At 69.7% G+C, this 26,658-nt stretch carries 20 protein-coding genes, 1 tRNA gene and 1 pseudogene; 10 read left to right on the top strand and 12 right to left on the bottom strand.

All coding sequences use genetic code 11. The annotated features are described in order from the left end of the window. Nucleotides 1–39: 39 nt before the first annotated feature. The gene (locus tag ACTWPP_RS29870) at nt 40–1,368 is read right to left on the bottom strand and encodes a glycoside hydrolase family 1 protein (protein ID WP_443107702.1); all 1,329 of its coding nucleotides are present in this window, start codon (nt 1,366–1,368) and stop codon (nt 40–42) included. A gap of 1,028 nt (nt 1,369–2,396) precedes the next feature. Here ACTWPP_RS29870 and ACTWPP_RS29865 point away from each other — a divergent pair. Continuing rightward, nucleotides 2,397–2,741: a C40 family peptidase gene (locus ACTWPP_RS29865; protein WP_443107701.1), complete on the top strand. Its 345-nt coding sequence runs from the start codon at nt 2,397–2,399 to the stop codon at nt 2,739–2,741. 387 nt (nt 2,742–3,128) lie between these two features. Here ACTWPP_RS29865 and ACTWPP_RS29860 read toward each other — a convergent pair whose 3' ends face one another. Then, complete coding sequence (locus tag ACTWPP_RS29860) at nt 3,129–4,202, bottom strand: alkene reductase (protein WP_443107700.1); 1,074 nt, start codon at nt 4,200–4,202, stop codon at nt 3,129–3,131. 100 nt (nt 4,203–4,302) lie between these two features. Here ACTWPP_RS29860 and ACTWPP_RS29855 point away from each other — a divergent pair, with 100 nt between their 5' ends. Further along, the gene (locus tag ACTWPP_RS29855) at nt 4,303–7,119 is read left to right on the top strand and encodes a helix-turn-helix transcriptional regulator (protein ID WP_443107699.1); all 2,817 of its coding nucleotides are present in this window, start codon (nt 4,303–4,305) and stop codon (nt 7,117–7,119) included. Beyond that, the gene (locus tag ACTWPP_RS29850) at nt 7,116–7,961 is read left to right on the top strand and encodes an ADP-ribosylglycohydrolase family protein (RefSeq protein ID WP_443107698.1); all 846 of its coding nucleotides are present in this window, start codon (nt 7,116–7,118) and stop codon (nt 7,959–7,961) included. Before ACTWPP_RS29855 ends, ACTWPP_RS29850 begins: the two co-directional genes overlap by 4 nt. Here ACTWPP_RS29850 and ACTWPP_RS29845 read toward each other — a convergent pair. Then, a complete protein-coding gene (locus tag ACTWPP_RS29845) occupies nt 7,956–8,645 on the bottom strand; it encodes a dienelactone hydrolase family protein (RefSeq protein ID WP_443107697.1) in 690 nt (229 codons plus the stop codon). The genes ACTWPP_RS29850 and ACTWPP_RS29845 overlap by 6 nt on opposite strands. 1 nt (nt 8,646) lies before the next feature. Continuing rightward, a complete protein-coding gene (locus tag ACTWPP_RS29840) occupies nt 8,647–9,045 on the bottom strand; it encodes a PaaI family thioesterase (RefSeq protein WP_443107696.1) in 399 nt (132 codons plus the stop codon). Nucleotides 9,046–9,070: 25 nt separating this feature from the next. Between ACTWPP_RS29840 and ACTWPP_RS29835 the strand changes: the two genes are divergently transcribed. Then, the gene (locus ACTWPP_RS29835; protein ID WP_443107695.1) at nt 9,071–10,357 is read left to right on the top strand and encodes a cytochrome P450; all 1,287 of its coding nucleotides are present in this window, start codon (nt 9,071–9,073) and stop codon (nt 10,355–10,357) included. A gap of 43 nt (nt 10,358–10,400) precedes the next feature. Next, a tRNA-Lys gene (locus ACTWPP_RS29830) sits at nt 10,401–10,473 on the top strand. Nucleotides 10,474–10,529: 56 nt separating this feature from the next. On the opposite strand, the gene ACTWPP_RS29825 is transcribed toward ACTWPP_RS29830, so the two are convergent. From ACTWPP_RS29825 to ACTWPP_RS29815, 3 genes and pseudogenes are all read right to left on the bottom strand, one after another. Next, nucleotides 10,530–10,718: a hypothetical protein gene (locus tag ACTWPP_RS29825; protein ID WP_443107694.1), complete on the bottom strand. Its 189-nt coding sequence runs from the start codon at nt 10,716–10,718 to the stop codon at nt 10,530–10,532. A gap of 19 nt (nt 10,719–10,737) precedes the next feature. After that, nucleotides 10,738–11,103, bottom strand: a pseudogene (locus ACTWPP_RS29820) (tyrosine-type recombinase/integrase); the annotation flags it as partial. 553 nt (nt 11,104–11,656) lie between these two features. Beyond that, nucleotides 11,657–11,962 carry a hypothetical protein gene (locus tag ACTWPP_RS29815; RefSeq protein WP_443107693.1) on the bottom strand — a complete coding sequence of 102 codons (306 nt, stop codon included), beginning with the start codon at nt 11,960–11,962 and terminating at the stop codon, nt 11,657–11,659. Between the two features lie 571 nt (nt 11,963–12,533). Here ACTWPP_RS29815 and ACTWPP_RS29810 point away from each other — a divergent pair. Beyond that, on the top strand, nt 12,534–14,138 hold the full coding sequence (locus ACTWPP_RS29810) for a restriction endonuclease (RefSeq protein WP_443107692.1): 1,605 nt from the start codon (nt 12,534–12,536) through the stop codon (nt 14,136–14,138). Nucleotides 14,139–14,340: 202 nt separating this feature from the next. Here the strand turns inward: ACTWPP_RS29810 and ACTWPP_RS29805 are convergent, their stop codons facing one another. Then, on the bottom strand, nt 14,341–16,722 hold the full coding sequence (locus ACTWPP_RS29805) for a helicase C-terminal domain-containing protein (RefSeq protein ID WP_443107691.1): 2,382 nt from the start codon (nt 16,720–16,722) through the stop codon (nt 14,341–14,343). 151 nt (nt 16,723–16,873) lie between these two features. Here ACTWPP_RS29805 and ACTWPP_RS29800 point away from each other — a divergent pair, with 151 nt between their 5' ends. Both ACTWPP_RS29800 and ACTWPP_RS29795 read left to right on the top strand, forming a co-directional pair. Beyond that, nucleotides 16,874–18,922: an N-6 DNA methylase gene (locus ACTWPP_RS29800; RefSeq protein ID WP_443107690.1), complete on the top strand. Its 2,049-nt coding sequence runs from the start codon at nt 16,874–16,876 to the stop codon at nt 18,920–18,922. Next, complete coding sequence (locus tag ACTWPP_RS29795; protein ID WP_443107689.1) at nt 18,919–19,158, top strand: hypothetical protein; 240 nt, start codon at nt 18,919–18,921, stop codon at nt 19,156–19,158. The genes ACTWPP_RS29800 and ACTWPP_RS29795 overlap by 4 nt, the downstream gene beginning before the upstream one ends. 471 nt (nt 19,159–19,629) lie before the next feature. Here the strand turns inward: ACTWPP_RS29795 and ACTWPP_RS29790 are convergent, their stop codons facing one another. Then, nucleotides 19,630–20,733, bottom strand: a complete 1,104-nt coding sequence (locus tag ACTWPP_RS29790) for a site-specific integrase (protein ID WP_443107688.1) — start codon at nt 20,731–20,733, stop codon at nt 19,630–19,632. A 153-nt stretch (nt 20,734–20,886) separates the two neighbouring features. Here ACTWPP_RS29790 and ACTWPP_RS29785 point away from each other — a divergent pair, with 153 nt between their 5' ends. Beyond that, nucleotides 20,887–21,312 carry a transposase gene (locus ACTWPP_RS29785; RefSeq protein ID WP_443107687.1) on the top strand — a complete coding sequence of 142 codons (426 nt, stop codon included), beginning with the start codon at nt 20,887–20,889 and terminating at the stop codon, nt 21,310–21,312. Nucleotides 21,313–21,451: 139 nt separating this feature from the next. Here the strand turns inward: ACTWPP_RS29785 and ACTWPP_RS29780 are convergent, their stop codons facing one another. After that, nucleotides 21,452–21,652 carry a hypothetical protein gene (locus ACTWPP_RS29780; protein WP_443107686.1) on the bottom strand — a complete coding sequence of 67 codons (201 nt, stop codon included), beginning with the start codon at nt 21,650–21,652 and terminating at the stop codon, nt 21,452–21,454. A gap of 358 nt (nt 21,653–22,010) precedes the next feature. Here ACTWPP_RS29780 and ACTWPP_RS29775 point away from each other — a divergent pair, with 358 nt between their 5' ends. Beyond that, entirely contained in the window at nt 22,011–24,101 is a 2,091-nt protein-coding gene (locus tag ACTWPP_RS29775) for an MMPL family transporter (RefSeq protein WP_443107685.1), read from the top strand. Nucleotides 24,102–24,321: 220 nt separating this feature from the next. Here the strand turns inward: ACTWPP_RS29775 and ACTWPP_RS29770 are convergent, their stop codons facing one another. Further along, a complete protein-coding gene (locus ACTWPP_RS29770; protein WP_443107684.1) occupies nt 24,322–25,749 on the bottom strand; it encodes a HAMP domain-containing sensor histidine kinase in 1,428 nt (475 codons plus the stop codon). Then, nucleotides 25,746–26,429, bottom strand: a complete 684-nt coding sequence (locus tag ACTWPP_RS29765; RefSeq protein WP_443107683.1) for a response regulator transcription factor — start codon at nt 26,427–26,429, stop codon at nt 25,746–25,748. Before ACTWPP_RS29765 ends, ACTWPP_RS29770 begins: the two co-directional genes overlap by 4 nt. Between the last annotated feature and the right edge of the window lie 229 nt (nt 26,430–26,658).

Below are 26,658 nucleotides of genomic sequence, written 5' to 3'. Positions count from 1 at the left end.
GTGGCGGTACCCGGGGACGCGCAGGTCATGCGTCGTCCGTCATCCCGGGACGCGGTATTCGGCGGGCGGTGTCGGTGTCGTGCCGAAACAGGTGGCGATGGGGTCTTCGATCGAGCACCAGCCCGGCTCGCGTACCGGCACATACCCGGACGGAACCCCCCGGTTCGCGATGATCGACCGGTAGGTCGGGACGGCGTCGGTCGGGCGGCGCTTCAGGGACGGGTCGGTCAGCACGTCCACCGTGTACAGGCCGAACCGTGACCGGTAGCTGCCCCACTCGTAGTTGTCCGTGAGGCTCCAGTAGTTGTAGCCCATCATCTTCACGCCCTCGGCCATGGCCCGCTGGACCCAGTAGAGGTGGTCACGCAGATGGTCGGTGCGCGTATAGCCGTCCGGGCGCGGCTTGCCGTTGTCGGTCGGCATGCCGTGTTCGACGATGTAGACGGGCAGGTGCGGTAGCCGGCGCTGGTAGTTCTTGAGGACGTAGTACAGCCCCTCCGGCTCCGGGTCGATCTTCCAGAACTCGCCGGTGAGGGCGTACACGGCGCTGAAGTTCTCCAGGTTCGCGCCGTAGTAGTAGTCGATACCGATGAAGTCGAGCTTGTCGGTGACGTCGTTGAACAGGGCCGCGTCGAAGATGCCGTTGATGAGCGTCCCGTACGCGACGTTGCTCGACACCATGGCGGCCGGATCGATTCTGTGAATCATGTCGTAGGCGGCGCGGTGCGTCTTGATGAGGGCGTCGCGCATCATCAGCATCTGCCCGATGTTCATCGGACGGGTCGTCAGTTCCTTGTAGATGTAGGCGCTGGCCTCGTTGAACGTGATCCAGATGACGCCCTGGTTCTTGTAGCGGTTGACGACGAACTCGGCGTTGCGCAGCCAGTCATCTCGGGTGCGCGGGTTGTCCCAGGCGCCCTGGTCGGCCACCCATCCCGGGTACACCCAGTGGTCGAGCGTGAGCATCGGCCGCATCCCGTTCGCCTTGATCTGGCGGATGAGGTCGTCGTAGTAGGTGATCGCGTCCGGGTCACGGTGCCCCCGGCGCGGCTCGATCCGCGACCACTCGATGGACGTGCGGAAGACGTCCATGCCGAGGCCCTTGGCGAGCTTCAGGTCACTGGGGTAGCGATGCCGGAAGTCGACGGAGTCGCCGTACGGGTGCTCGACCCCGTACGCCCCCTGTTCCGCATACCTCGTCCAGTTGCTGTCTGGAAAGGACCCCTCGCTCTGGAACCCGGATGTGGACACACCCCAGAGGAAGCCGGGCGGGAACTTGGCGGTCGTCGGCTCATCCTGGGCGGTCGCGGGGGATGCGGTGACCATCGCAAGCGCCACCGACAGGGTGAGGGCTGATAGGAGACGCACGCTACGCGCTCTGCCGGGCCTGCCGAACACGGGGCTCCCTCCGGAGACCGGACATGAACCTCCTTCGGACTACAGGTCTCTCAGGCCTCCCCGTCAACCCCCGACCTGACCGAATCCGGCTATCCAGCCCAACCGCTCCACCAGGCGTCCCACGCCGGAGGACGGCCGGGATGCGCCTGAAATAGCCGGGCATTGGCGGTATTTAGCGATCTGTGATCGACCCCACAAATGCACACCCCCGGCGGCCGGGTTTTCCACAGAACGCCGTTCCACTTACCCGTCTTCGCCTAGAGCGCGAGCATGGACGTCGATCTTCATTCGGGATTAGTGACGCGTCTCACACATCCCGGAATGGGGTTGGAATCGGCGCAGGCCATCGCGGGGACCCCGTCCCCCTTGCCAGTGCCTGCCGACACGGAAATGCCGAGGGAGATTTGCCTTGTTCGCCCGAGTCCGCCTACGTTCCTGCTCGGTTCATGCGGCACAAAAGGCCGCCCAGATAACAGAACACGCACTCCGACGAGCGGCCGCGACGTGCCTGGCCACCTGTGCACGGCCAGCACGAGCCCTCCGGGGCCGTCCCCTGGACCCCACCCGGAAAGCCGCCGTCGGTCGCCGAATCCGTGCAGTCGAGAGGCACGGAACCGGAAGTGGCCGTGATTCTCCTGCGTCCCCCTCGATGACGCTCTGGAGCCGCACGGCCGCAGCACCCCGAATCCATGGTGAACACCCCGTGGATGACGGCTGCCCGGTAGGCATCAACCGCGAGGTCTGGAGTCATTCTGCATACCCCCCGATTCACCCCGAAGACCGGATTCACCACTGGCGGCCTCGCCCTCACCACGGCCGCGGCACTGGGAGCGTCACTCCTCACGGCAACCCCCGCAGAGGCAGCACCCCCACACAACGCCACCCTCACGACCACCAACAGGGCGACACCACCTCAGACCGCCACCCTGACGGCCACGCCGGTCACCAAGGCCTCCACATCCCGGGCCGCCAAGCAGAAGAAGCGCGCGGCCTACGCCGTGAAGTACGCCTCGAAGCAGATCGGCGATCCGTACCGCTACGGCGGGACGGGTCCGGGCTCATGGGACTGCTCGGGCCTCGTCGGAGGCGCCTGGCGCAAGGCCGGAGTAAAGCTCCCCCGCACCAGCCAGCAGATCTACCGCGCCGTCAAGAAGAAGGTCTCCTGGAAGGGAGCCGTCAAGGGCGACCTGCTGTTCTTTTACAGCGGCCGGTCCCACGTGGGCATCTACGCCGGGCACGGCTACATGATCCACGCGCCCAACTCGCGCTCGCGGGTCAAGAAGATCAAGCTGAACGGCTACTACAAGCGAAACTTCAACGGCGGCGTCCGCCCCGGCCTCTGACCCGGCCCCCACCCTGGCCCCGCCCCAGGTCCCGCACGGGTTCCGGCCCGGCCACTGACCCGGCCCCCGGCCCGATCCCCTGATCTGGCCCTTAGCCCAGATCCCACCCCGGCCACTGACCCGGCCCGGGGCCGAACCCCCGGCCCTCGCCCCTGGCCTCGCCACTGCCCGGCCCCTGGTCTGGGGCCGGTCTGGGGGCCTGGTCTGGGGTGACCTGCCGGGGTGGCCCTCGGTCTGCTGACGTGGGCCTGGCTTGGGGGTCGGCTTGGGGTCTGGGCTGGGCTGGTTTCGGGTTGGGGTCTGGGCTGGGGGCCGGGGGGAGGGTGCGTTGTGGTGGCGGGGTGATGGTGTCCGGGTCGCCAAAGGAGGGTGAGGAGCGGCTTGGTGTTACGTGAGGGTCGGGTAGTCGGTGTAGCCGCGGTGGTCGCCGCCGTAGAAGGTCGCTTGGTCGGCCTCGTTGTAGGGGCCGCCGGCCTTGATGCGGGCGGGCAGGTCCGGGTTGGCCAGCCACATCTCGGCGAGCGCGATCGCGTCGGCCACGCCGTCCCGCAGCGCCTCCGCGCCGTGTTCCGGCTTCGACGGGAACGACTGCGGCGTCGGGTGCGGGTTGAGGATCAGTGCCCCCGGCCACTCGGCACGGATCCGCCGGGTCGTGGCCCGGTCGCCCAGCTCCATGACGTGCAGGTAGGCGAGGCCGTACGGCGCGAGGGCCTCGACCAGCGCCGAGTACAGCTCGGGGGTGTCGGTCTCGTGGACGCCGTTCGCGGTGCCGCCCGGCGACACGCGGAAACCCACCCGGTCGGGTCCGATCGCGTCGGACACCGCCCGCGCGACCTCGACGGCGAACCTGATGCGGTTCTCGACCGTCCCGCCGTACGCGTCGGTCCGCGTGTTGGAGCCGTCGGCGAGGAACTGCTGGATCAGGTAGCCGTTCGCGCCGTGCAGTTCCACCCCGTCGAACCCGGCGTCGACGGCGTTGCGCGCCGCCGCGGTGAACTCGTCGACGGCCTGTGCGATGTCGTCCAGCGTCATCTCACGGGGCTCGGGATGGTCGAGCATCCCGTCCGGGGTGAACAGCTGCTCGCCGGACGGGATCGGCGAAGGCCCGAGCGGCAGCCCGCCGTCCGGGTACAGGACGGGATGGCCGACGCGGCCCGCGTGCATCAGCTGGGCGAAGATCCGTCCGCCCTCGGCGTGGACGGCGTCGGTCACCGTCCGCCATGCCGCCACCTGGTCGCCGGAGTGCAGCCCCGGCGTGAGGATGTACCCCTGGCCCCGGACGCTCGGCTGCGTGCCCTCGGTGATGATCAGCCCGGCGCCGGCGCGCTGCCGGTAGTACTCGGCGGTCAGCTCGGTAACGGTGCCGTCCTCGGTGGCCCGGCTGCGGGTCATCGGCGCCATCACGAGGCGGTTGGGCAGCTCCAGCTTCCCTGCGGACAGTGGCTCGAAAAGTTCCTGCATGACGTCCTCCTAGTACGTTCTCGCTGGTCAAGAACGTACGGGCCGTCCGCTACGGGGCGAATCCGTATGACTTCGGTAGTTCGGCCCGTAGTTTGGACTCGTGCTTTACGGGCGGAACGACGAACAGGCGCGAATCTCCTCGGTGCTCACGGAGGCACGCGAGCACGGCCGCAGCGGCGTGCTCCTCCTTCGCGGGGAGGCCGGCATCGGCAAATCGGCGCTGCTCACCGAGGCGGCCAGGCTGCTCCCGGTGGACGGGCCTCCGCATGTCCTGCGGGTCACCGGCATCGAGGCGGAGTCCGACATCGCCTACGCGGGCCTCAACCAGCTGCTGTGGCCTGTCCGGGACCGGCTGGACGCCCTCCCGCCCCCGCAGGCCGCCGCGCTGCGCACCGCCCTCGGCGGACGGGACGCCGTGTCCGCGGAGCCGGGGCAGGACCGCTTCACGACCGGCCTCGCCGTCCTGACGCTGCTCGCCGACCTTGCCGACCTCGCCGGCGAGAACGGCCCCGTGCTGGTCCTGGTGGACGACGCGCAGTGGCTCGACACGGCGACCGTCGAGGCGCTGCTGTTCGCGGCGCGGCGGCTCGCGGCCGAAGGGGTGGTGATGCTCTTCGCCTCGCGGGACGACACGTTCGCCGGTACCGGCCTGCCCGAGCTGCGCCTCGAAAGGCTGGCGGACGGCGACGCGGAACGGCTCCTCGCGGCGCGCGATCTGACGCCCACCGGCCGCGCCCGGGTGGTCAGGGAGGCGGCCGGCAACCCCCTCGCCCTGCAGGAGCTGGGCGCCGCCGGGACCCGCCTCATGGACGGCCCCGACCCGCTGCCCGTCGCCGACCGGGTGCTCGCCTCGTTCCGCGCCCAGATCGGCCGCCTGCCGGAGAGCACCCGGCTGGTGCTGCTGATCGCGGCGGCGGAGGGGCGCGGGCACATGCCGACGCAGCTGAACGCGGCACACAGCATGGGCGTGGGTCTCGCCGACCTGGAGGAGGCCGAACGCGCCCGGCTGGTGAAGGTCACCGGGCGCAGTATCTCGTTCCGCCACCCGCTGATCAGGGCGGCCTCGTACCACGGCGCGGTCGCCGCGCGGCGCATCGCCGTCCACCAGGCGCTCGCCGACACCGCCGACGACCCGGACTGCCGCGCCCGCCACCGCGCATCCGCGGCGATGGCGCCGGACGAGGACGTCGCCGCCGACCTGCAGGAGGCGGCGGAGCGCGCCCACCGCCGCATCGCGTACGCGACGGCCGCGGCGCTGTACCGCCACGCGGCGGACCTGACGCCCGCCCCGGGCATGCGCGCCGAGCGGCTCGGTGCCGCCGCGTCCCTGATCCTTCAGGCGGGACGGCTCGACGAGGCCGAGGACCTCGCCGTCCAGGCGGAGAAGCTCAGCACCGACCCGGCCGCGCCGGCGCGGCTCGCCCGCGTCCACGCCGCCGTCGAGTACGAGCGCGGTGACCCGCGCGCCGCGTCCCGCATGATGGTCGACAACGCCGCCGGCGCGGCGCCGGACGAGCGCGCCGCGATGCTGCGGACCGGCGCCGTGTACGGGTGGACGTCCGGGGAGCTGCCCGCCGTGCTGCGGGCGGCCGAGCTGCTTCCGGACGACCGCATGATCCGCGGTCTCGCCCTCCTCTCCGGCGGCGATCACGCTCGGGGCCTCCCGCTCCTCACCCGGCTGGTCGCCGAGATCCGCGACGCCGCCGGCCACCGCAACGGCACAGGACAGCAGGTCCACGGCGCCGGAACGCACGCCCTGAACGCCGACGGACATGTCCTCGACGGGGAAGGCTCCGGCCATGGCGGCCTTGGAGACTCCGCCACCGGTGCGGGACGTCACGTCCTCGGCGCGGGGGACCGTGTGCGCGGCGCGCAGCTCGCGCTGATCATCGGTGCGGACGAGGCCGCGCTGGAGCTGGCGACCGCCGAGGTCGCGCATTCCCGGCGGCACGGCCTGATCGGCGCGCTGCCGAACATCCTGCAGACGCTGGCGCAGACGCAGATCGCGGCCGGCCGGCACGCGGACGCTGAGGCCACCGTCGCGGAGGCGATCGCGCTGGCCCGCGACACCGGCCGCCCCCACCGGGAGGGACGGCTCGGCGCCGTCCTGTCGCGGATCGCGGCGATCGAGGGCGACGAGGCCAGGCTGCGCGAGCTGATCGCCCCGCTCGTCGTCACCGGGGCCCCGCCGCCGCACGGCGGGCTCGCCGACAGTGCCCTCGCGCTGCTCGACCTCGGCCTCGGCCGCTACGACGACGCGCTGCGCCGCCTCCACGAGATCGCCCACGGTCCCCGCCGCCACAGCACGGGCAGCATGGTCTCCGCCGCCGACCAGGTCGAGGCCGCCGTGCGTTCCGGGCAGCCCGAACTCGCTCACGCGCCCTTCGAACGGTTCCGTGCCTGGGCCGAGGCGGGAAGGCAGACGTGGGCCCTCGCCGTGGCCCTGCACTGCGAAGCCCTGCTGACCGATAGCGAGGAACCGTACGCACGGGCCGTCCGGCTACACGAGCGGTCGACACGGCCCTTCGAGCGGGCCCGCACAGAGCTCCTCTACGGCGAATGGCTGCGGCGGGCCCGCCGCCGTTCCGACGCACGTGTCCTGCTTCGTTCCGCAGTCGAAATCTTTGAGCACCTACGTGCGAACCCCTGGCTGGACCGCGCGCGCGCCGAACTACGGGCCACCGGCGAGGCGGGTCCCTCCGTGCCCACGGCCCCGGACCTCCTCAACCGCCTCACGCCCCAGGAGCTTCAGGTCGTCCGCATGGCGGCCGAGGGCACCAGCAGCCGCGAGATAGCCTCACAGCTCTTCCTCAGCCCGCGGACGGTCGAATACCACCTCTACAAGGCGTACCCGAAGCTCGGCATCTCGTCCCGCAAGGAACTGTCCCGCCTCACCTTGGAACCCGCCACCACATGACGACCCCCGCGTACGCCTCACTCCAGGGTCTCGCCCTAGGGGACGCTCTGGGCTCCCAGTTCTTCGTCCCTGCCAACCGTCCCGCCTTCGAAGCGCAGACACTTCCCCCTGGGCCGTGGCAGTGGACGGACGACACCGAGATGGCCGCGTCCATCTACCTCATCCTGTCCCGGCACGGCACCATCGACCAGGACGCTCTTGCTGAGAGCTTCGCCGAACGGCACGACTTCGACCGCGGCTACGGCCCGTCCACGGGACGTCTTCTGCGGCTCATCCGCGAAGGAGGCGACTGGCGCACTCTCGCCAGGGAACCGTTCGACGGCACCGGCTCATGGGGAAACGGCGCCGCGATGCGCGTCGCCCCCATCGGCGCCTGGTTCGCGGACGACCCCGGTGAAGCAGCCCGCCAAGCCGCGCTCTCCGCCGAGGTAACGCACCCTCACCCCGAGGCAGTAGCGGGCGCGATCGCCGTGGCCGTCGCCGCAGCCCTGGCACCCACCACACCACCGCCCGGCAAGTTCATCGACGAAATCCTCCGCCACGTCCCGTCGGGCACCGTCCGCACCGGCATCACCGAGGCCCGCCACCTTCTGACCATCAGCGACCCGTCCACGGCGTCCGCCGTGCTCGGCAACGGACGCCAGGTGGCCGCGCACGACACCGTCCCGTTCGCACTCTGGGCCGCCGCAAGGCACCTCCGCGACTACGAACGGGCGTTCTGGACGACGGCCGCCGCCGGCGGGGACGTCGACACCACCTGCGCCATCGTCGGCGGCATCCTCGGCACCGCCCCCGCAGCCTGGCTGCCCGACTGCGAACCGCTTCCGTCCTGGGCGCTATGACAGGGTTCGGGCGAGGAAGGCCACGGTGAGCCGCCACGCCCGCTCCGCGGGTTCCGGCTGGTAGAACATCGGCGCCTTCCGGTTGTGGAACGCGTGCCCGCCGTCCTCCTGGACGTGGATCTCCATGCCGTCCCGTCCGTCCACCGCACGCTCCACCTTGGCGACGTCCTCCCGAGGGATGTACGGGTCATCCCCACCGAAGTGGAACTGCACCGGCCCCCCAATGGCGTCGATCTGCTCCAAGGCACCCGGAACACCCGACCCGTAGAACGACACCAGGGCATCGACCTCGGCGTTGGCGGCCAGCAGATACGCGACGGTCCCACCGAAGCAGAAGCCGAGGACCCCGACCTTCCCGACGCCCGGCAGCCCCTTCAGGACCGCCAGCGCCGCCGCCGCGTCCTCCACGCCCTTCTCCCAGTCGAACCGGGACGCCATCGACATCCCCGCCGGGACCGCCTCCTCGTTGTGCACGACAGCCCAGTCCGGCTCGATCCGCCAGAACATGTCGGGCGCCGCCACGACATACCCGAGCGCCACCAGATCCTCGGCGACCGCCTCCAGGTACTCACCGACCCCGAAGATCTCCTGGACGAGCAGGATCCCCGGCCCCCCGCCCTCCGGAGCCCACACGTGCAGGTTGAACTCACCGTCCGGAACAACGACCTTCTCAACGCGCGTCATATCACCCGATGATCGCGTAAACGGCACTCGCATGCGCGACGGTCTTCGAATCCGCCGTCATGTCGATCTCCGCGAACGCCAGCGTCCGCCCCAGCTTCGTCACCTCGACCCGCACCAGGACATCGCGTCCCACCACCGGCCGCTGGAAAGAAGTGCTGAGCTGCACCGTCGTCATCGGAACGAAAGCGCCCTTCGCCCCCGAAACAGCGATCACCACCGCCGTATCCGCCGCCGCCATCAACGCCTGCCCGGACAACGCCCCACCCTCCCGGGCCAGCCGATCGGACCACGGCAGCCGCAACACCGCCGTACCGTCCCCCACCTCCTCAACGACCAGCCCCAGATCCAGCACCCAGGGCGCAAAGTTGTCACGCAGGATTTCTTCAGGCTTCACCGTCACACCCGACATGATGCACGCTGAGGGGATGCACGAGGAGATCTTCCTACCGTCCACCTACACGACCGGGGTCCCCTACGAGACCTTCCGGAAGCTGCGCGCCGAATCCCCCGTCACCTGGGTACCCGAACCCGCCGTCGGCCCCTGGCCCGCCGGCCCCGGCTACTGGGCGGTCTTCCGGCACGCCGACGTCAAACACGTCCTGCGCTCCCCGGACCTGTTCTCCTCGAACCTCGGCGCCACCCAGATCCGCGACCCCGACACGCCCGAAGATCTCGCGTTCGTCCGCGCCATGATGCTCAACCAGGACCCGCCCGACCACTCCCGCCTACGCCGCATCGTCGCCGCCGCGTTCACCCCCCGCGCCGTCCGCGCCCTGGAAGAGACGATCAACGCCCGGGCCCGCACCCTCATAACCTCGGCCCTCAACGAGGAGACCGACTTCGTCGAACTCGCGGCCGACCTCCCCGTCTGGACACTCGCTCACATCATGGGCGTCCCCGACTCCGACCGCCGCCTCCTCTACGACTGGGCGTCCCGCGTCATCGGCTACCAGGACGACGAGTACGCCGGCCTCTCCACCGCCGACGCCGCCTCAATGAGCCCCATGGCCCGAGAGGCCATGAAGTACCGCCCCACCGCCTCCACCCACCCCGACGGCCGTCCCATCAACCCCCGCTCCTACACGGCCCTGGCCGACATGTTCGCCTACGCCCACGCACTGGCCGCCGAGAAGCGCGCCAACCCGTCCGGCGACATCATGTCCCGCATGCTCGAAGGCGGCCTCACCACCCAAGAGTTCGAGAACATGTTCTTCCTCTTCGCCGTCGCCGGAAACGAGACGCTCCGCAACGGCATCCCCGGCGGCCTCCTCACCCTCCTCGACCACCCGTCCGAACTGGCCCGCCTCCGCGCCGACCCGTCCCTCCTCCCGTCCGCCGTCGAGGAGATGCTCCGCTACTGGCCCCCGGTCATGGACTTCCGCCGCACCGCCACAACGTCCCTGCAACTCTCCGGCCACGACATCGACGCCGGCGACAAGGTGGTCGTCTACCACGCCTCAGCCAACCGCGACGAGACCGTCTTCCCCTCCCCCGACCGCTTCGACATCACCCGCACCCCCAACGACCACGTCAGCTTCGGCTTCGGCCCCCACTTCTGCCTGGGCGCCCACCTCGCCCGCACCCAGATGCGCGCCGTCTTCCGCGAACTCCTCCCCCACCACGTCACCCGCACCGGCACCCCCGTCCGCCTGGCCTCCAACTTCCAGAACGGCCTGAAGCACCTCCCCGTCCACCTGACCCCCACCCCATAACCACGTCGCAAACCCCCCAGCGATCTCGGTACCCTTGCACGACGGGTCGCTAGCTCAATTGGCAGAGCTCCGGACTTTTAATCCGTAGGCTGTGGGTTCGAGTCCCACGCGACCCACGCACGCATTCGCCTATGTGGCTTGCGGATACGCCTCGCGTGCACGCGGCGGGGGGCTACTCCTCCTCGTCTTGGGAGGACGCCGGGAGGACAGGAGGCCGGGCTTCCGGAGTCGGGGTCTTCCTTGGCACCAGTGCTGCAGCGGCTTCGGCGGCTTGGCGGGCGACCTCTGGGAGGACGCCGGTGTAGGTGTCGGCGGTGATGGCGAGCGAGGAGTGCCGCAGCAGCGCCTGGACCAGCTTCATGTCTGCGGCCACCGGCGAGCATCAGCGTCGCGGCGCCGTGGCGAAGGTCGTGCAGGCGGATGGGTGGTAGTCCGGCGCCGTAGGCGAGCCGGGCGAACGCGTCGGTCACGTGGTCGGGATGCAGTGCCGAGCCGTCCTGTCGGGTGAAGACCTTTCCCGAGTCCTGCCGCGCCTGGCCCCACTCGGCCCTGGCCTGTTGCTGCCGCTGGCGGTGTGCTTGGAGCACGGTGACGGTGCCGGAGTCGAGTGGGATCGTGTCGTCGCCGGCGTCGGTCTTTGGGTGGCCGTCCTCGATCTCCTGGTGGGTGATCCTCACTCGGTTCTCCCGGACGGTCAGCGATGCCGCGGCCAAGTCCAGGTCCGGCCACGCGAGCCCACGCCTCACCGCGTCGCAGCCCCCGGAAAGCCATCAGGTGGAACAGCGGATACAGAGGGTGGTCTGCGGCATGATCGAGGAAGATCCCGATCTGTTCGGGCGTCCACACCATCACCCGCGAAGGGCGCGGCAGCGACACCCAGACCTTGAACGCATTGACTGCACGGCCGCCGGCTCGTTCCTGCTCTGCCGCCAGTTCCCGCTCGTAGGCGGTCTGCCATGCGGTGACGCGTTCGGTGGTCCACACCAGTGCTTTGGGCCGCTTGCCCGTTTGGAGCTTGGTCAGCTTCGCCACGTTCACTGCGGTCAGGCCTTGCCGTACCGCATCCGCCAGAGCCGACCGGAGCGTCGCGCGGATCCGCTGCAGGGTCGCTGCCCCGACCGTCCGGCGGTGCGGCGGAAGCCCGGCGAGTTCAGCGCGAGCGGCTCTGTGGGCAGCCTTGTCCCCAGACCGCCATGCCTGCCGGGCAGCCGCATGCAATCGTCGGCGTTCCCCGGCCACGCAGGAGATGTGCTCGTTGTCGGCCTCGATCGCGGCGAACATCTCCGTCAGATGCGCAATTCATAGCTGATCCAGGTCGATGTGGCCCAGATGGGGTTTGAGGTAGTACTCGATGTGCTCGCCGTAGGATTTGCGGGTACTCCTGCGCAGGCCGCGGTGGTCGGCGAGCCACTGATCCAGGTATTGCCCGACCGTGTACCGCACACCCGGATTTAAGCCGCGCAATGCCCGGCACCGCGGATCCTCCAGAGCGTTCTCGGCGTCCTCTTGTGAGGTGAGCCCGCCCCGGCGGAGCCGACGGCGCTTGCCACCCGGGCCAGGATCGAGCTCCAGATAGAAATACCAGGTACGTGCCGCGGATTCCACGTGCCGTCCTCGTGACGCAGCTGCGGACAGCGGGACGCAAGTTCCTTTCCACCCGCGCCACGGCATTTACACCTCTTGTACGTCGACCCCTTCATCGAAACCTGAGGCTACATACCGGGACGCGGCCTGAACCAGCACCGAAGATTTCTTCAGCGTCCGCCCATAACGCCGGGAACGAACCCATTTCCCTTGTTCTGCCGCTTGAACCTCGGCGCCGTTTCCGTCGTTTGGTAGCTGAAAGCAGGGATACGACGCCACATGATTGCGCCCTGCCGGGTGCGAGGCCGGGGCGAGGAGGTCTGCGTGCGCCTGCTCAGAACGGTCAGCCCTGGTCCGCGGGCCCGCGCCCGTTACCTGCCGGCGTTTCAGGGCCGAGTGCGCGCGCGAGCTCACGGTCTGCACTGACGTGCTTGCGGCCGACGACCGTGCTCGGCTTTCCCCCGAACCCGGAAGGCCCCTACACCGGGGCCTGGGGTTCTCCGCGTGGGCGGGGCGCAGTTCATCCCTTCCATTGCGGAAGTCGGCAACTTACAGTGGACAAGGGGCGTTCGTCAGGATCTGACAGGAGGTCGTGACCGTGGCGCAGCGTGGGGGCGGCCGTTCGGAGTGGGAACGACGGCAGGTGGCGATGCGGCGCGAGGCCGAGCGCGCGGAGCGAGAACGAGCCCGGCAGGAGAAGGAAGCCGAAAAACGCCGCAAGGAGCAGCATATCGCGGCCCAGCAAGAACTGGCCGAACGCAAGACATCCGAGATCGATCACCGCCTCGGGCTGTTCGACTCGATCCTGACCGATGCTCTCTCGAAGAAGCCGTTGCGCATTGAGGACCTGTCGGTCACGCCGCGCATCCCGCCCTTCGACTCCGGTCGCCTCGCAACGGCGGAGCAGGCTCCCGAATGGGGCGACTATCCGCCCGTACCGCCAGGTCCAGTGGGACGGCTCTTCGGTGGTGGCGCCCGCCACGAGCGAGCACTCACCGAAGCGCGGCGGCAATACGAGGAAGATCTCGCCGCCCACGAGCAACGCGAGTCGCAGCGACTCAGCGCCCTCGATCGGGCCCGAGCCGAGTACACCAGCCATCTGCGGGCACTGAAAGCGCAAGCAGAGGCCGCGAACGCCAAGTTGAGCCGGCGCCGGGCCGGTCTGGACGCTGGAGAGCCTGAGGCGGTCGAGTGGTTCGTCGATCAGGTGCTACAAGCCTCCCGATACCCGGATGACTTCCCTCGACGTGTCCAGGTCGCCTACCGGCCGGAGAACCGCGACGTCGTGGTGGACTTCGAATTTCCTCCCAACACCACGATCCCGGACATCCGCCGCTACAAGTACGTCAAGACACGGGATGCCATCGATCCACTTCCTCGACCCATCACCGAGACGAAGAAGCGGTACGCGCAGCTCATCGCCCAGATCACGCTACGAACCCTGCACGAGATTTTCAGCGCGACACCGCCCGCGGTGGTGGAGGCGGTCGTCTTCAACGGGCGACTCACCACCATCGACGCCGCCACCGGCAAGACGGTACGGCTCCACCTGCTCAGCGTGGAGGCCGAACGCGCCACCTTCGAAGACCTGGTCCTCGCCAAGGTCGACCCGGCGGCATGCCTGAAACGGCTCAACGCACTGGTCTCACCCAACCCCTACGATTTGGAGGCCATCGAGCCGTTCATCACCTTTGACCTCAAGCGCTTCCGGTTCACCGAGGATATGGACGTGGTCTCGGGCCTGGATTCCCGGCCCAACCTCATCAAACTGTCACCGACGGAGTTCGAGCACCTCATCCGCCAACTGTTCGTCGCGATGGGCGCCGAGGCATGGACCACCATCCCGTCCAAAGACGGCGGCGTCGACGCGGTCGCCACCAGCAAGAACATGTTCTTCGGCGGCGTATGCCTGATCCAGGCCAAAAGGTGGTCCGGTCTGGTCGGTCTAGAAGCCGTGCACGCACTCACCGGCGTCATGGCAGACCACAACGCGACCACCGGGGTCCTGGTGACGACATCATGGTTCGGCCGCGCCAGCGAACAGTTCGCACAGCGCAACCGCATCACCCTCATCAACGGCGCCGAACTCAAGCACCTGCTCAAGAAGCACCTGGGTGCTGATGTCATTCCGGGCGTCACCCCGCCCCGCCGGGTCCGCGCCTCCAACAACACTCAGACCGGCCGTCCCGGCCCCTGAACATGTGCGGACCATCCTCAGGTCACGGCCCGGACGCGGCCGGCGTGGAAGTCCCGTTCGTGGTCGCACAGTCGACACCAGGCGGGTGAGGAGGGAACGTCGGGCCGGATCTTCTCGATCACACGCAAGCCTCCCCGCGTCGCGGCCCCCGGAAGCGGCCCCGCATCGCGGGCCTCGGCGGCGATGCGCCGATGACCGGTCCTCAGGTCATGAGAACGGCCGGCGTCACGGCCTGGACGCGGCCGATGCGGAAGACCCTCTCGTCGTCACGCAGCCGGCACCAGGCGGTGAGGAAGGGGGCGTCGAGCCGGATCTTCTCGATCACACGGGTGGTGGGATTGCCCTCGGCGTTGACGTAATCGATGCCGACGGCAGTGCCCGTCCGCACTGCGTGGACCAGCATGCGCCGTTCGGAAACCGACAGGTGCGGAGCAAGGTCCGCCATGCCGGCCCCGACGCCGTCGGTTTCGGCGGGCAGGTCCGGTGACGTTCCGTGCAGCCGGTCGGCCAGGTCGATCGGCGTGCGCGGCCGGGAAGCCTCGTGCTTCCCGGCCGGACGCCTCCCGCGGCGTGAGGGGCGTGCCGGTCGGTGTGAGGGGCGTGCCGGTGCGCGTTCGATCAAGAGTGCGCCAGTGTCGCCCGCGCCGACCGGTACGTAACCGGCCGCCCGGAGAGCCATGAGGGTCTGGTCCACCGGCTCGGCGCTGGCGAGCACCGTGGGCGCCAGTTCCCGGAGCTTCAGCCGGCGCAGCCCTCGATGGGCCAGGATCTCGGCGAGCAGCGCGGGACGGGAGCAGCAGATCGCGCAGGCGAGCGCGGTGACGGTGACCTCGCCGTGCCTGCGGGCGACATCGTCGATCAGGTACGCCAGCGGCTGCGGCAGATCGGTGCCCGCCGCCGCCTCCAGGTCGGAGCGGATCCCTTCGGCGGAGCGGCCCGCGTCCAGGGCGCGCCGCACGCTGGCCAGGCCGAACCTCCAGACCGAGGCGGTGCCCCGGGACTCGCGGTCGGCGACCAGATCCAGGAGCACGGCCAGCCACGGCGCGGGCGGCCCGGGGACCACGGCCGTGAGGTCGCCTTGCAGGAGTACCCGTCCGCACGCCGCTTCCAGCGCGTCCACGGCGGCCTCGTCCAGCGTTGTCTGAGCCTCGGCGCCCGCCAGTACGCGTCCGGTCGCAGTGAGCGCGCCATGGGCGAGCACACCGAGCAGTTCCGCCTCCTGCCAGACGGCCGCGATGTAAGGCGGTGCCAGCTCGGCGTCCTCGAACAGGAGCGGGGACCGCCATGTCACGGCCGCGACCAGTTGCTCGGGTCCGGTCGCGCCGCGTCCTCCGGGCAGGCTCGCGAGGCTTCCGAGCACCGCGGCGCGCAACCGGGGCGCCGCCGGATCGTACGCCCGAGTGTCCAGCGAAGCGCCACGACCCTCCTCCGGGTCGTCCAGCAATGGGAGGCGCGGCATGTGCGCCCAGGTACGCACCATGGACGCCAAGCGCTCGGCGGCCGGCAGCGGATCACCGCCTTTGGCCGTCGGAACGAGCGCGCCGTCGCGCCAGTCCAGCAGCCCCTCGGCCGCGGCCAGCTCCAGCCAGAGCCGGACGGCGTCCTCGGAACCTCCTGTCCGCTTGGCCGTCCGCCGCAGCTCCCGGACGCCGAGGCCACCGGACTTCAAGCGGGTCGGCGGCTCCGAGGCGCAGGACCGCAGAACCGCTTCCATCTGCTCCACGGCGCGGGCCGACGCCGCGCCGAACTCCGCCGTCACCGTAGCCTCCGGCGCCGCGGCCGTGCCGACGGACGGCGCGGCCGGTGTGAAAGGCGCCTGATAGGACGGGCCGCGCAGCGCCAGCGCCACCTCCGCGGGCATGAGCGGCTCCAGCCAGTCGGGCTGGACGAGCAGTCCCCGCGCCAGCGCCCAGGCATACGGGCCTTTCTGGCCGAACAGGTAAATGCCCTGGTAGTCGTCCACGCGGCCGGCGCGCGCAACCTTCTCGATCAGGCGCCGCTCCTGTTGCGGCGCGGCGGCCACGACCCGCCGCACCCGTTCCGCGTCACTCAGGCCCGCGAGAGCCGCCTCCAGCAGCTCGGCCTTGCGCTTGCCCGGTGGCTCGACTCCCAGGCCGCGGACGATCCGGCGGAGATCCTCGGCTCTCAGGTGCGGCAGCAGAACGGCGGCCGAGGGCCCCAGACCGAGCGGTCCGTCCCCGATCGGCCATTCCCCCAACGTCTCCGCGAGATGCAGCAGACCATCCGCCGGCCATACGAGGCCGCGCCGGACGAGTGCGTCCAGCACCCTCGCGAAGTCGTCCGGCGCGGCGCCCAGCAACGCCTCGGCGTCCGACCTCGGCGCAGTGCCGCCGAGGGCCGCGAGCGCCTCCGCGAACTGCACCAACGGCAGATCGCAGGCGGCGAACGCCGCCATGACCCCGTGCGGGCCGGACAGCCGTTCCGCGAGCTCACCCAACGTCGACGGCTCCGGGTCGGCCGTCGCGTCCGGCCGCTCGGTCAGCAGGCCAGCCAACTCTTCCCGGCTCAACCCCGCCAGCCACGTGCCGAACGAACCCGTTACACCTCGTTCTTTCTGCGCCACCCGCCCACGATGCCACCGCGCGCAGCCGTCGGCGAACCGAACAACAGGTCCACACCAAGCCGACCGGAAATCGTGTGCTGAGAGAGCAGGGCGAATGTGCGCATCATGATGCGCAGTTGCCACTGCACTGTCTTTGGCTGAGACTTACGCCATGACCGTCGCCCCGAACGACGCAGCCGCCCTACGCGCCCAAGAGGTACTGACCGAGCTCTTCGGCCCCCTTTCGGTGAGAGTCCGAGGACGCGAGCGCCCGACCGTCTACCTCCACCTCCTTTCTTCGCTCATTGTGTTGCGGCATCGGGACCGCCCGGCGTGGTCCCGGCTGCGCGATGATGTGCGCCGCGCCCTCGACGAACAATGGGCCCCGCAGAAGTTGCTGCGGACGATCGGCCACCGGGTCGCGGGCGCGCTGGAATCGGCAGGCCTGCCACCGGGTCCGGCGGTCCGGTTGGACGACCTCGACGCCGAGGCCGTCGACGACGTGGCGCACATCGTGCGGCTGTGCGAGGAACTCGGGGTGGACGCCTTCCACCAGCTGCTCGATCGCTTCCAAACCTGGAGCAAGCCGACCGACGAGGCGTTCTTCACCCCGCGCTCGGTCGTGGAGACTATGGTCGATCTGCTGCTCAAGGATGGCGATGCCACCGGGCGTTTCCATGACCCTTTCCTGGGCGGTGGGGAGTTCCTGGCAGGCGCGATGGAAGTCTCCCCAAGCTTGCGGTTGTCGGGAACCGGCCCTTCGCGGGACCTACTGGAGATCGCGGGGATGAGACTCCACGCGCTGGGCATCCCGCAGGCGGACCTGAGTGTGGCCCCTCAACCTCATCCGAGCGCCTCGCCCACCTCGCAGGCCCACTTCGTCCTGTCCAACCCGCCGTTCAACAGCCGGCGGCACGGCCGCCACGAGGAGCCGGACAAGGACTGGGCCTATGGACCTCCGCCAACGCACAACGACAACTACGCCTGGCTCCAGCACATCCTCGTGACACTCGCGCCGGGCGGCCGAGCCGGAGTGCTGATGCCCAATCGGGCGGCAGTGTCCACCGATGCCCGGGAACTGAACATCCGGAGCAGGATGATCAAGGACGGCGCTGTGGAGTGCGTCATCGCCCTGCCCCGCCAACTCTTCGCCGGAACCGCCGCTCCGGCGATGATCTGGGTTCTCAGGCGCCCCACCAGCCGGGGGGCGGCACCCACCGGGCGCATCCTGCTGATCGACGCCCGCCGGTTCGGTACCAAGGACGGCAAGCAGCGCGTCCTCTCCCGGGACGAGATCAATGCCCTGGTCGAGTGCGTGCACCGGTGGCGTTCCGGGAACGAGAGCTTCCCCGACGCGATGGACGGTCGCGGCGGGGCCGCCGCCGTCCCGATCGCGGAGATCGCGGAGCACGGCTATTCACTCGCCCCCTCGGACCACGTCCCCGAGACGCCGCCCTCACCCGTCCGTGAGACCTGGATGCAGGTTCCGCGACCGGCGGCCGCGCTGGAGTTCCAGGCGGAACAGGCCCGGGCAGCCGATGAGCGGGTCGCCCACATCAGCGTCGCGCACCGGACGCTGGACAAGCGCGACCGCGTCAGCGACCGGCGGGACGTGCGATTGGCAGATCTCTGCCGCATCCAGGCAGGTCCGTCCCACAGCCTCGTCAAAAAGGCCGAACGCGCGGTCAACGGTGTCCCTCTGGTGATGCCGGCACATCTGCAAGACCACCGCATATCGGCCGAAGATGCCGTCCTGCTCTCTGCCAGAAGCGCGCACACATTGCAGAAGTACCAGATCCGGCAGGGTGACATTCTCATCGTTCGCACCGGCTCGGTCGGTCCCACAGCGCTTGTCACTGCGGCAGAGGAAGGTTGGCTGCCATCGACCAACCTGATGCGCGTGCGCCCTGACGACGGCGTGGACCCCGGCTACCTGCTGGCGCTTCTCTCCTCCCCCACGGTCCAGAACTGGATCGAGGCGCGCAGCGGGGCGGCCAGCGCCATCCCGTCCATCAGCGCCGCGAATCTCGGGATGCTGCCGGTGAAGCTGCCGCCACCCGATGAGCAGCGCCGCATCGGCCTAACGGTCGACGCCCTCGACACGCAGATCACCGCTCACCACGCCTTGGCCAGGGCCGCCGAGACCGCACGGGCCGCTCTGGCCGACGGCCTCGTCAACGGCCTACTGGCGACCGTCCACCCCTTGAAGGAAGAATCATGACCGCGCCTCGGTCACAGGCATCACGTACCGTCCGTATCCTGCTCGCGACGATCGCCGTTCTTCTCGGTGTCATCGCCGCGCTTGTCGGCGGCATCCTGCAGCGCCTCGACGGCAACTCCCTTCCGCAATCGTTCCAGTATGGATGCGGAGCGTTCGGAGCCACTGTGCTGCTCTTCTTCGCGCTGTTCTACTTCCTCAACGGCAACGGCAACGGGCCGGGCGACGGCGAGAGCTGAGTTACGGCTGCACGCGGATGCTGCTCGTCGCCTCCCGGCACTGGGCGGATCCCTACCCCGCTTCTGGATCCGGCGTGGAGTTGGAGAAGATGATCCTTGCACTTCGTTACTACGGCTAACGAACACCTCGTCACCTGCAAGCACCGTCCCAGCGGCGGCGCGAAGCTGCACATGGCGAAAATTCCTCCGCAGGTCGGGCAAGGTCGCCGCAAGGAAGCCACGAGATTGCCAACGGCCATGTCGGCTCGTTGTCGGCTCGGCGGTTTCGAAAGGAATCGGCACGCGACGGCATCGGGCGGCATGGAAATGGGGCTCGATGCGGACAGGTCAGCATCGAATGGCACCGAGAATACCGCGCTGATACGACAGTTTCGGACTTATCCGTAGGTTCTGGGTCCGAGTCCCAGGCGGCCCACGCACGCATTCGCCTGTGTGGCTTGCGGAAACGTGTCGCGTGCTCGCGACAAGGGGCTACTTCCCCTGGTCTTGGGAGGACGCGGGGAGGACGGAAGGCCGGGCTTCCTGAGCCGGGATCTTCCTTGGCACCAGTGCCGCAGCGGCTTCTGCGGCCTCGCGGGCGACCTCGGGGAGGACGCTGGTGTAGGTGTCGGCGGTGATGGCGAACGAGGAGTGCCGCAGCAGCGCTTGGACCAGCTTCATGTCCGCGCCACCGGCGAGCATCAGCGTCGCGGCGCCATGACGCAGATCATGCAGGCGAATGGGCGGGAGCCCGGCGCCGTGCGCGAGCCGGGCGAACGCGTCGGTCACGTGATCGGGATGCAGCGCCGAGCCGTCCTCCCGGGTGAACACCTTTCCCGAGCCCCGCCACGCCTGGCCCCACTCGGACCTGGCCTCGTCCTGCCGACGGTGGTGGGCTTCGAGCACGGTGACGGTGCCGGAGTCAAGCGGGATCGTGTCTTCGCCCGCGTCGGACTTGGGCTCACCGTCCTCGATCTCCCGGTAGGTGATCTTCACACGGTTCTCCCGAACGGTCAGCAACGCCGCGGCCAAGTCCAGGTCCGGCCACGCGAGCCCGCACGCTTCCCCGCGACGCAGCCCCCGGAACGCCATCAGGTGCAACAGCGCGTACAAGGGGTGGTCTGCGGCATGGTCGAGGAAGGTCCCGGTCTGTTCGGGTGTCCACACCATCACCCGCGAAGGGCGCGGCAGCGACACCCAGACCTTGAACGCGTTGACCTTACGGCCGCTGGCCCGCTCTGCCGCCAATTCCCGCTCGTAGGCGGTCTGCCACGCGGTGACGCGTTCACTGGTCCACACCAGTGCCTTGGGGCGCTTGCCCGTTTTGAGTTTGGTCAGCTTCGCCACGTTCACCGTGACCATGCCTTGCCGGACCGCGTCCGCCAAGGCCGACCGAAGCGTCGCGCGAACGCGCTGCATGGTCGCTGCCCCGACCGTCCGGCGGTGCGGCGGAAGCCCGGCGAGTTCAGCGCGAACGGCTCGGTGTGCGGCCTTGTCCCCAGACCGCCATGCCTGCCGGGCCGCAGCAAGCAACCGCCGACGTTCCCCAGCCGCCCACAAGATGCGCTCGTTGTCTGCCTCGATCGCGGCGAACATCTCATTCACATGCGCTACGCGCAGCTGGTCCAGTTCGATGTGGCCCAGGTGGGGTTTGAGAGGGTTGTTTGTTAGGGATTGCCCCGATGTGGGTTAGCGGGCTGGTGAGGGCTTCGTTGCCGCCTGTTGACGCTCGGTCTTTGCCGGGTTGCTGTGGGGTGGGAGTACCTGCCGCATGATCTGCCGCCCCGTTCGGCGGTGTACTACTACTTCGCCCGGTGGCGCGATGACGGGCTGACCCAGACGATCCACGATCTGCTGCGCGGCCGGGTCCGTGAGGTCGCGGGACGGGCCGAGGATCCGTCGGCGGTGGTGATGGACTCGCAGACCGTGCACGCCGCGGCCGGTGTCCCTTCGGCCACGACCGGGCTGGACGTCGGGAAGAAGAGCCGGGGCCGCAAGCGCGGTATCGCCACCGATGCGCTGGGCCTGCTGATCGCGGTGGTGGTGACCGCCGCGAGTGTGCACGACAACGCGATCGGGATCGAGTTGCTGGACCGGGTGTCCATCGACAACCCGGGGGATCCTCGCAGCCGCATCGCCGGTACACACCACCGGCACTCCTCGCTCTTCTCATAAGGGCAGGGTGGGTCTGCAGCGGATGCATCAACCATCACGGAGGGCGACAGACTGGCCTACCGAGCACGACAGCACAGCCTCAGGCCATGGCGACACGAGCTCCTCCTAGCTTGCCTCCCATCACAGAAGCCGGGGCACCTCAATCTCCGCTCAGCACGGTGGGCAGGCATAACGCCAGCAGGGGGCCGAGCCGGTGGCGGCGGCCTCGCCGGTGCCGCGGATCGGGAATGCCGTCGAGGACCTCGACCAAAGCGGGCAGGCCGAGCAGGTCGGTGGCAGACCATGGCAGATGGACGCCCTCGCAGTGGCGGACCAGGGCGTCGATCGGGAAAGTTGGCACGCGAACGCGGTCCCTGTCTTGATCGACTGGCTTAGACATCCAAGATCATCGGGGATCGTGTTCGTCGTTCTCAACCAGGCCACCCGCCCCGCCGTGCCCCCCGCTGGCCTACCGGCTCATCTCAAGATCTGAGAACGCATTCGCCCGGGGCAGGACCTCGACGCCACCACGCTGGTGCGTGCGCTGGGCACCTGGTTCGGCCAACCGGCCTGAGCGCCGTATTAACGGTCGTCTCAGGTTCGCTCGGTAGGAAGCAGGCATCAGATCAGCGATGTAACCCGTATGTAGGAGGCCAGTGATGGCAGTCAACGCAGCGCCGTCCGGGGAAGCGCCGGCCGGTCGGTTGGCCGGTCGGTGGGTGCCGTGGTTGGTGATCGGCCTGTGGATGGTGCTGGCGGCGTTCATGGTGCCGCTGAGCGGAAAGTTGAGCTCGGTCACCACCGACAGCGCCGCGGACACCCTGCCGGCCAGTGCCGAGTCCACCAAGGTGGCGGTGCTGGAGGACAGTCTCCCCGGCGGTGAGGACAACACGTTCGTCTTCGTGTACCACCGCGCCGGCGGCATGACCGACGCCGACCGCGCGACGGTCGAGCGCCACTACAACACCCTTGCCAAGCGGTACCCGCCGAAGGCGGCGGCCCCGGCCGGCGGCGAGGACGAGGGCCCACCGACGAGATCCTCCACCGACGGCAAGGCGATGATGTTCACCCTCCCGGTGAGCACGACCTACGGCGAACCGGAGGCCATCGTCGGCCCGTTGCGTGACGCCGCGAAGGACCGCCCCGCCGGCCTGGAACTCGACGTGACCGGCCCGGCCGCAATCGACGGTGACATGGACGCCGTCTTCGACGGCATCGACCTGCAGGTCCTCCTCACCACCGTCGTCGTCGTCACGCTCCTGCTCATCCTCACCTACCGCAGCCCGGTGTTGTGGTTGATCCCGCTGGTGGCCGTGGGCGCGGCCGCACTGACCGCGATGGCGACCGTCTACCTGCTCGTCAAGGGCTTCGGCATCGTGGTCAACAGCCAGAACTCGGCGCTGCTGACGATCCTGGTATTCGGCGTCGGCACGGACTACGCGCTGTTGCTCATCTCCCGGTACCGGGAGACGCTGCACCACCACGAGAACGTCCGGGTCGCGATGGTCCACGCGCTACGCAGCGCGGCGCCGGCCATCGTCGCGTCCGCGGCAACCGTGGTCGCCGGCCTGCTCTGCCTGCTCGTCGCGGACCTGAACAGCACCAGCGGGTTGGGCCCGATCGGTGCGGCCGGCATCCTGTGCGCGCTGGTGGCCATGCTGACGCTGTTCCCGGCGGTGCTCGTGGTGCTCGGCAGGCGGATCTTCTGGCCGGCCATCCCGCGGTTCAGCACGGCCGTGGAGGAGAAGCCGGGGCTGTGGGGACGGCTTGGCACCGCCATCAACCGCCGCCGGTGGGTTGCGACGCTCGGCTCGTTCGGAATCCTCGGCATGCTCGCCATCGGGCTGGCGGGCAACACCGGCACCCTGCGGGAGCAGGACCAGTTCCTGTCCGCGCCGGAGTCGGTCACCGGCTTCACCGTTCTCAGCCAGCACTTCCCAGAGCTCGGCGGCCAGCCGATGACGATCTTGACGCGGCCGGCGCACCAGGAGCGGGTGCTCGACATCGTCAAGGACACTCGCGGTGTGGCCCTGGCCATCCCGGAGGAGACCAGCGGTGGCTGGGCCAACATCTCCGCGTTCCCGACGGACGCGCCGGAAACCGCCGCAGAGTACGACACGATCAAGCGGGTGCGCACCGCCGTGCACGCGGTGAGCGGGGCGGAGGCGATCGTCGGCGGGCCGAGTGCGGAGAACCTCGACACCGAGGTGACCACCAGCCGCGACGAGAAGCTGGTAATCCCGCTGGTGCTCGCCGTCGTCCTGATCATCCTCGGGCTGCTGCTGCGCGCGATCGTGGCCCCGCTGATCCTGATGGCCACCGTGATCGTCTCATTCGCCGCAGCCTTCGGCGGCAGCGTGTTCGTCTTCGACACGATCCTCGGGTTCAAGGGCATCGACTATTCGGTGCCGCTGCTGGCATTCCTGTTCCTGGTGGCGCTCGGCGTCGACTACAACATCTTCCTGACCAGCCGGGCCCGGGAGGAGACCGTGCGTCTCGGCACCAGAGAGGGCATGCTCAAAGCCCTCTCCGCCACCGGTGGCGTCATCACCTCGGCAGGCCTGGTCCTGGCGGCCACGTTCGCGGTCCTCACCACACTTCCGCTGGTGATGCTGATCGAGGTCGGGTTCCTGGTCGCCTTCGGCGTGCTGCTCGACGCCCTGCTGGTGCGGTCGGTCCTGGTGCCCGCCCTCACCCTGCTGATCGGCCGGCGGATCTGGTGGCCGAGCCGGCTGTCCCGTCCAGCGGCGGAGCTGCCGGACGGTCAACAGTCGCTCGCCGACGACGAGGAGCCCACGCTGCAACGGTGAGCGCGGCGGCACGGACGAGATCCGGGACGGGGACCCAGGCCCGTCCCGGATCTTTTCAGGGGCCCGACGGCCGCCGCCCTTCGGTCCTGCGCCACGCACCGGGGCTGGGGTCGGCGCACCGTGTCCTGCCCCGACGGTGAGCCGCGCGGGGCCATGCCCGAGGGCCGTCGTCCCTTGTCCTGCGCCGCGCCCCCGGGGCGGGTCAGCGCACCGCGGTGTCCTACCCGGCGGTGAGCCGCGCGGTCGGGGCGGGCGGGGCCGCGGCCGGAAGGTCGACACGAAGCAGCGCGCCACCGCGTGCGGAGCGGGCGACGGTGGCCCGGCCGCCGTGGGCGTCGACGACCCGCTGCACGATCGACAGCCCCAGACCGGATCCCGGCAACGCCCGGGCACTGTCGGCACGGTAGAACCGGTCGAACACCCGCGGTACGTCGGCGGCGTCGATGCCCGGCCCGGCGTCGTCGACCTCGAGCACCGCCGACGCGCCCTCGGCACGGAGCCGGACCTGGACCGGCTGGTCCGCGGGGGACCACTTGCCGGCGTTGTCGATGAGGTTGAGCACCGCCCGCTGGAGCGCAGCGGGACGCCCGCTCACCCACACGGAGGTCTCGTCGAGCGCGACCTCGATGTCGGGCACGCGGGAACGCGCCCGGGTCGCGGCGGCCACCACCACGTCGGCGAGGTCGAGCAGCTCGGTGCTCTCGTCGCTGACGTCACCGCGCGCCAGGTCGGTCAGCTCGGCGGCAAGGGTGCTCAACTCGGCCACCTGGACGCCGAGATCGTTGAGCAGCCGGGTCCGGCTCTCCGCCGGCAGTGCGCTGTCCAGCGTGCCGCGCCGATCGAGCCGGATCAGCAACTCGACATTGAGGCGCAGGCTGGTGAGCGGGGTCTTGAGCTCGTGGGCGGCGTCCTCGGCGAGCAGCCGCTGGGCCCGCCGGGAGTCCCGGAGCGCGGCGAGCATGTCGTTGATCGACTGAATCAGCCGCCGGATCTCCCCACCACCCTCATCCGGGATGTCGGCGTCGAGATCCCGGGTGTGCGCGACACGTACCGCGGCGGCGGTCAGCCGGTCGATCGGTGCCAGCCCGGTCCGCGCCACGGCCCACCCGACAAGGGCGCCGCCGACCACGCAGAGCAGCCCGATCAGCAGCATGCCCAACCCGAACCGGGTGATCGGGCTGTCGTCGGCGACGCGGGCCACCTGGACCGCGCCGTCGCCCGCCCGCAGCGTGTAGATGAAGTAGCCGTCGCTGTCGTTCGACTCCATCAGGTCGGCCGACGCGCCCTGCGCCACGCGCCCGGCGTGCTCGCTGACCGGGGGCAGCGCGGGTTGGCCGGCCGGCGTCCGGGTCGAGCCGTCGGGCAGGATGACCCGCACCAGCTGACCGGATCCGGGATACGGCGGTAGCTGGACCTGCGCCAGACCGGCGCGCTCCGCGTTCGTCGCCAGGACGCGGGAGTCGGCGCGTAGCTGATTCTCGGCGGTGTCCTCCAGCTCCCAGTTCAGTAGCTCGATGCCCACCTGGAAGGCCACGAACACGCTGACCGCGATGGCCGTCGCCGCGATCACCGTCAGCCTGGTCCGCAGGGACCGCCGGCGCCACCATCGGGTCAGCCGGCGCGGTTCCCGGCCGGCGGGCCTGCTCACGGAGGAGTCTCCCGCAACGTGTATCCCAGGCCGCGCAGCGTGTAGATCAATCGCGGCTCACCCTCGGCCTCCAACTTGCGGCGCAGGTAGCTCACGTATACCTGGAGGTTGTTGGCGGTGGCGCACATGTCGAAGCCCCAGATCGCCTCGAACAGCGCGTCGTGGGTCAAGACCCGGGTCGCGTTGCGCACGAGGACCTGCAGGAGGGAGAACTCGGTCCGGGTCAGGCGCAGCGGCCGCCCGCCCCGCCACGCCTCGAACCTGTCGGGATCGAGCCGGACGTCGGCGAACGACAGGACCTGCGACTCCCCGTCGGGCGGCGTGCGCCGGCGCAGCAGGGCCCGCACCCGGGCCAGCAACTCCTCGGTGGCGAACGGCTTGGGCAGGTAGTCGTCGGCGCCTGCGTCCAGCCCCGCGACCCGGTCGGAGACCTGGTCACGGGCGGTCAGCATCAGCACCGGCAGATCCCGACCCGCGGCCCGCAACCGCCGGCAGGTCTCCAACCCGCCGAGGCGGGGCATCATCACGTCGAGGATCAGCAGATCCAGCGTGTCACCGCCGGCCCCACCGACCCCGTCGAGCACGGCGAGACCGTTGGCGACGGTGCTGGTGTCGTAACCCTCGACCTGAAGCACCCGCTCCAGCGACTCACGGATGGCCCTCTCATCATCCGCGATCATGATCCGCACGCCGGCCCGCCCCCCTCCAGTCGATGCTTTTGCCGCTCATTGTCCCCGATCAACCTGAGAGCAGGATTAGCGCGTCGCTGGGGACCGCGCTCTTACAGATACCTAAGAAATGGAACCTGCCGTCGGCTCATGAGCAGGGGGAGGACCAGATGACCAGCATCGCACCCGGCAACCAGACAGTAGATCCTCCGCGCCGGTCACGGGCGCTCGGCGTCCCCAG

Origin of the sequence: Actinomadura sp. 3N407 (assembly GCF_052245875.1) — a bacterium.
In the GTDB taxonomy this organism is placed as follows: Bacteria; Actinomycetota; Actinomycetes; order Streptosporangiales; family Streptosporangiaceae; genus Spirillospora.
Note: the sequence above shows the minus strand (reverse complement) of the source record. Positions and strands in the feature narration are given on the sequence as shown.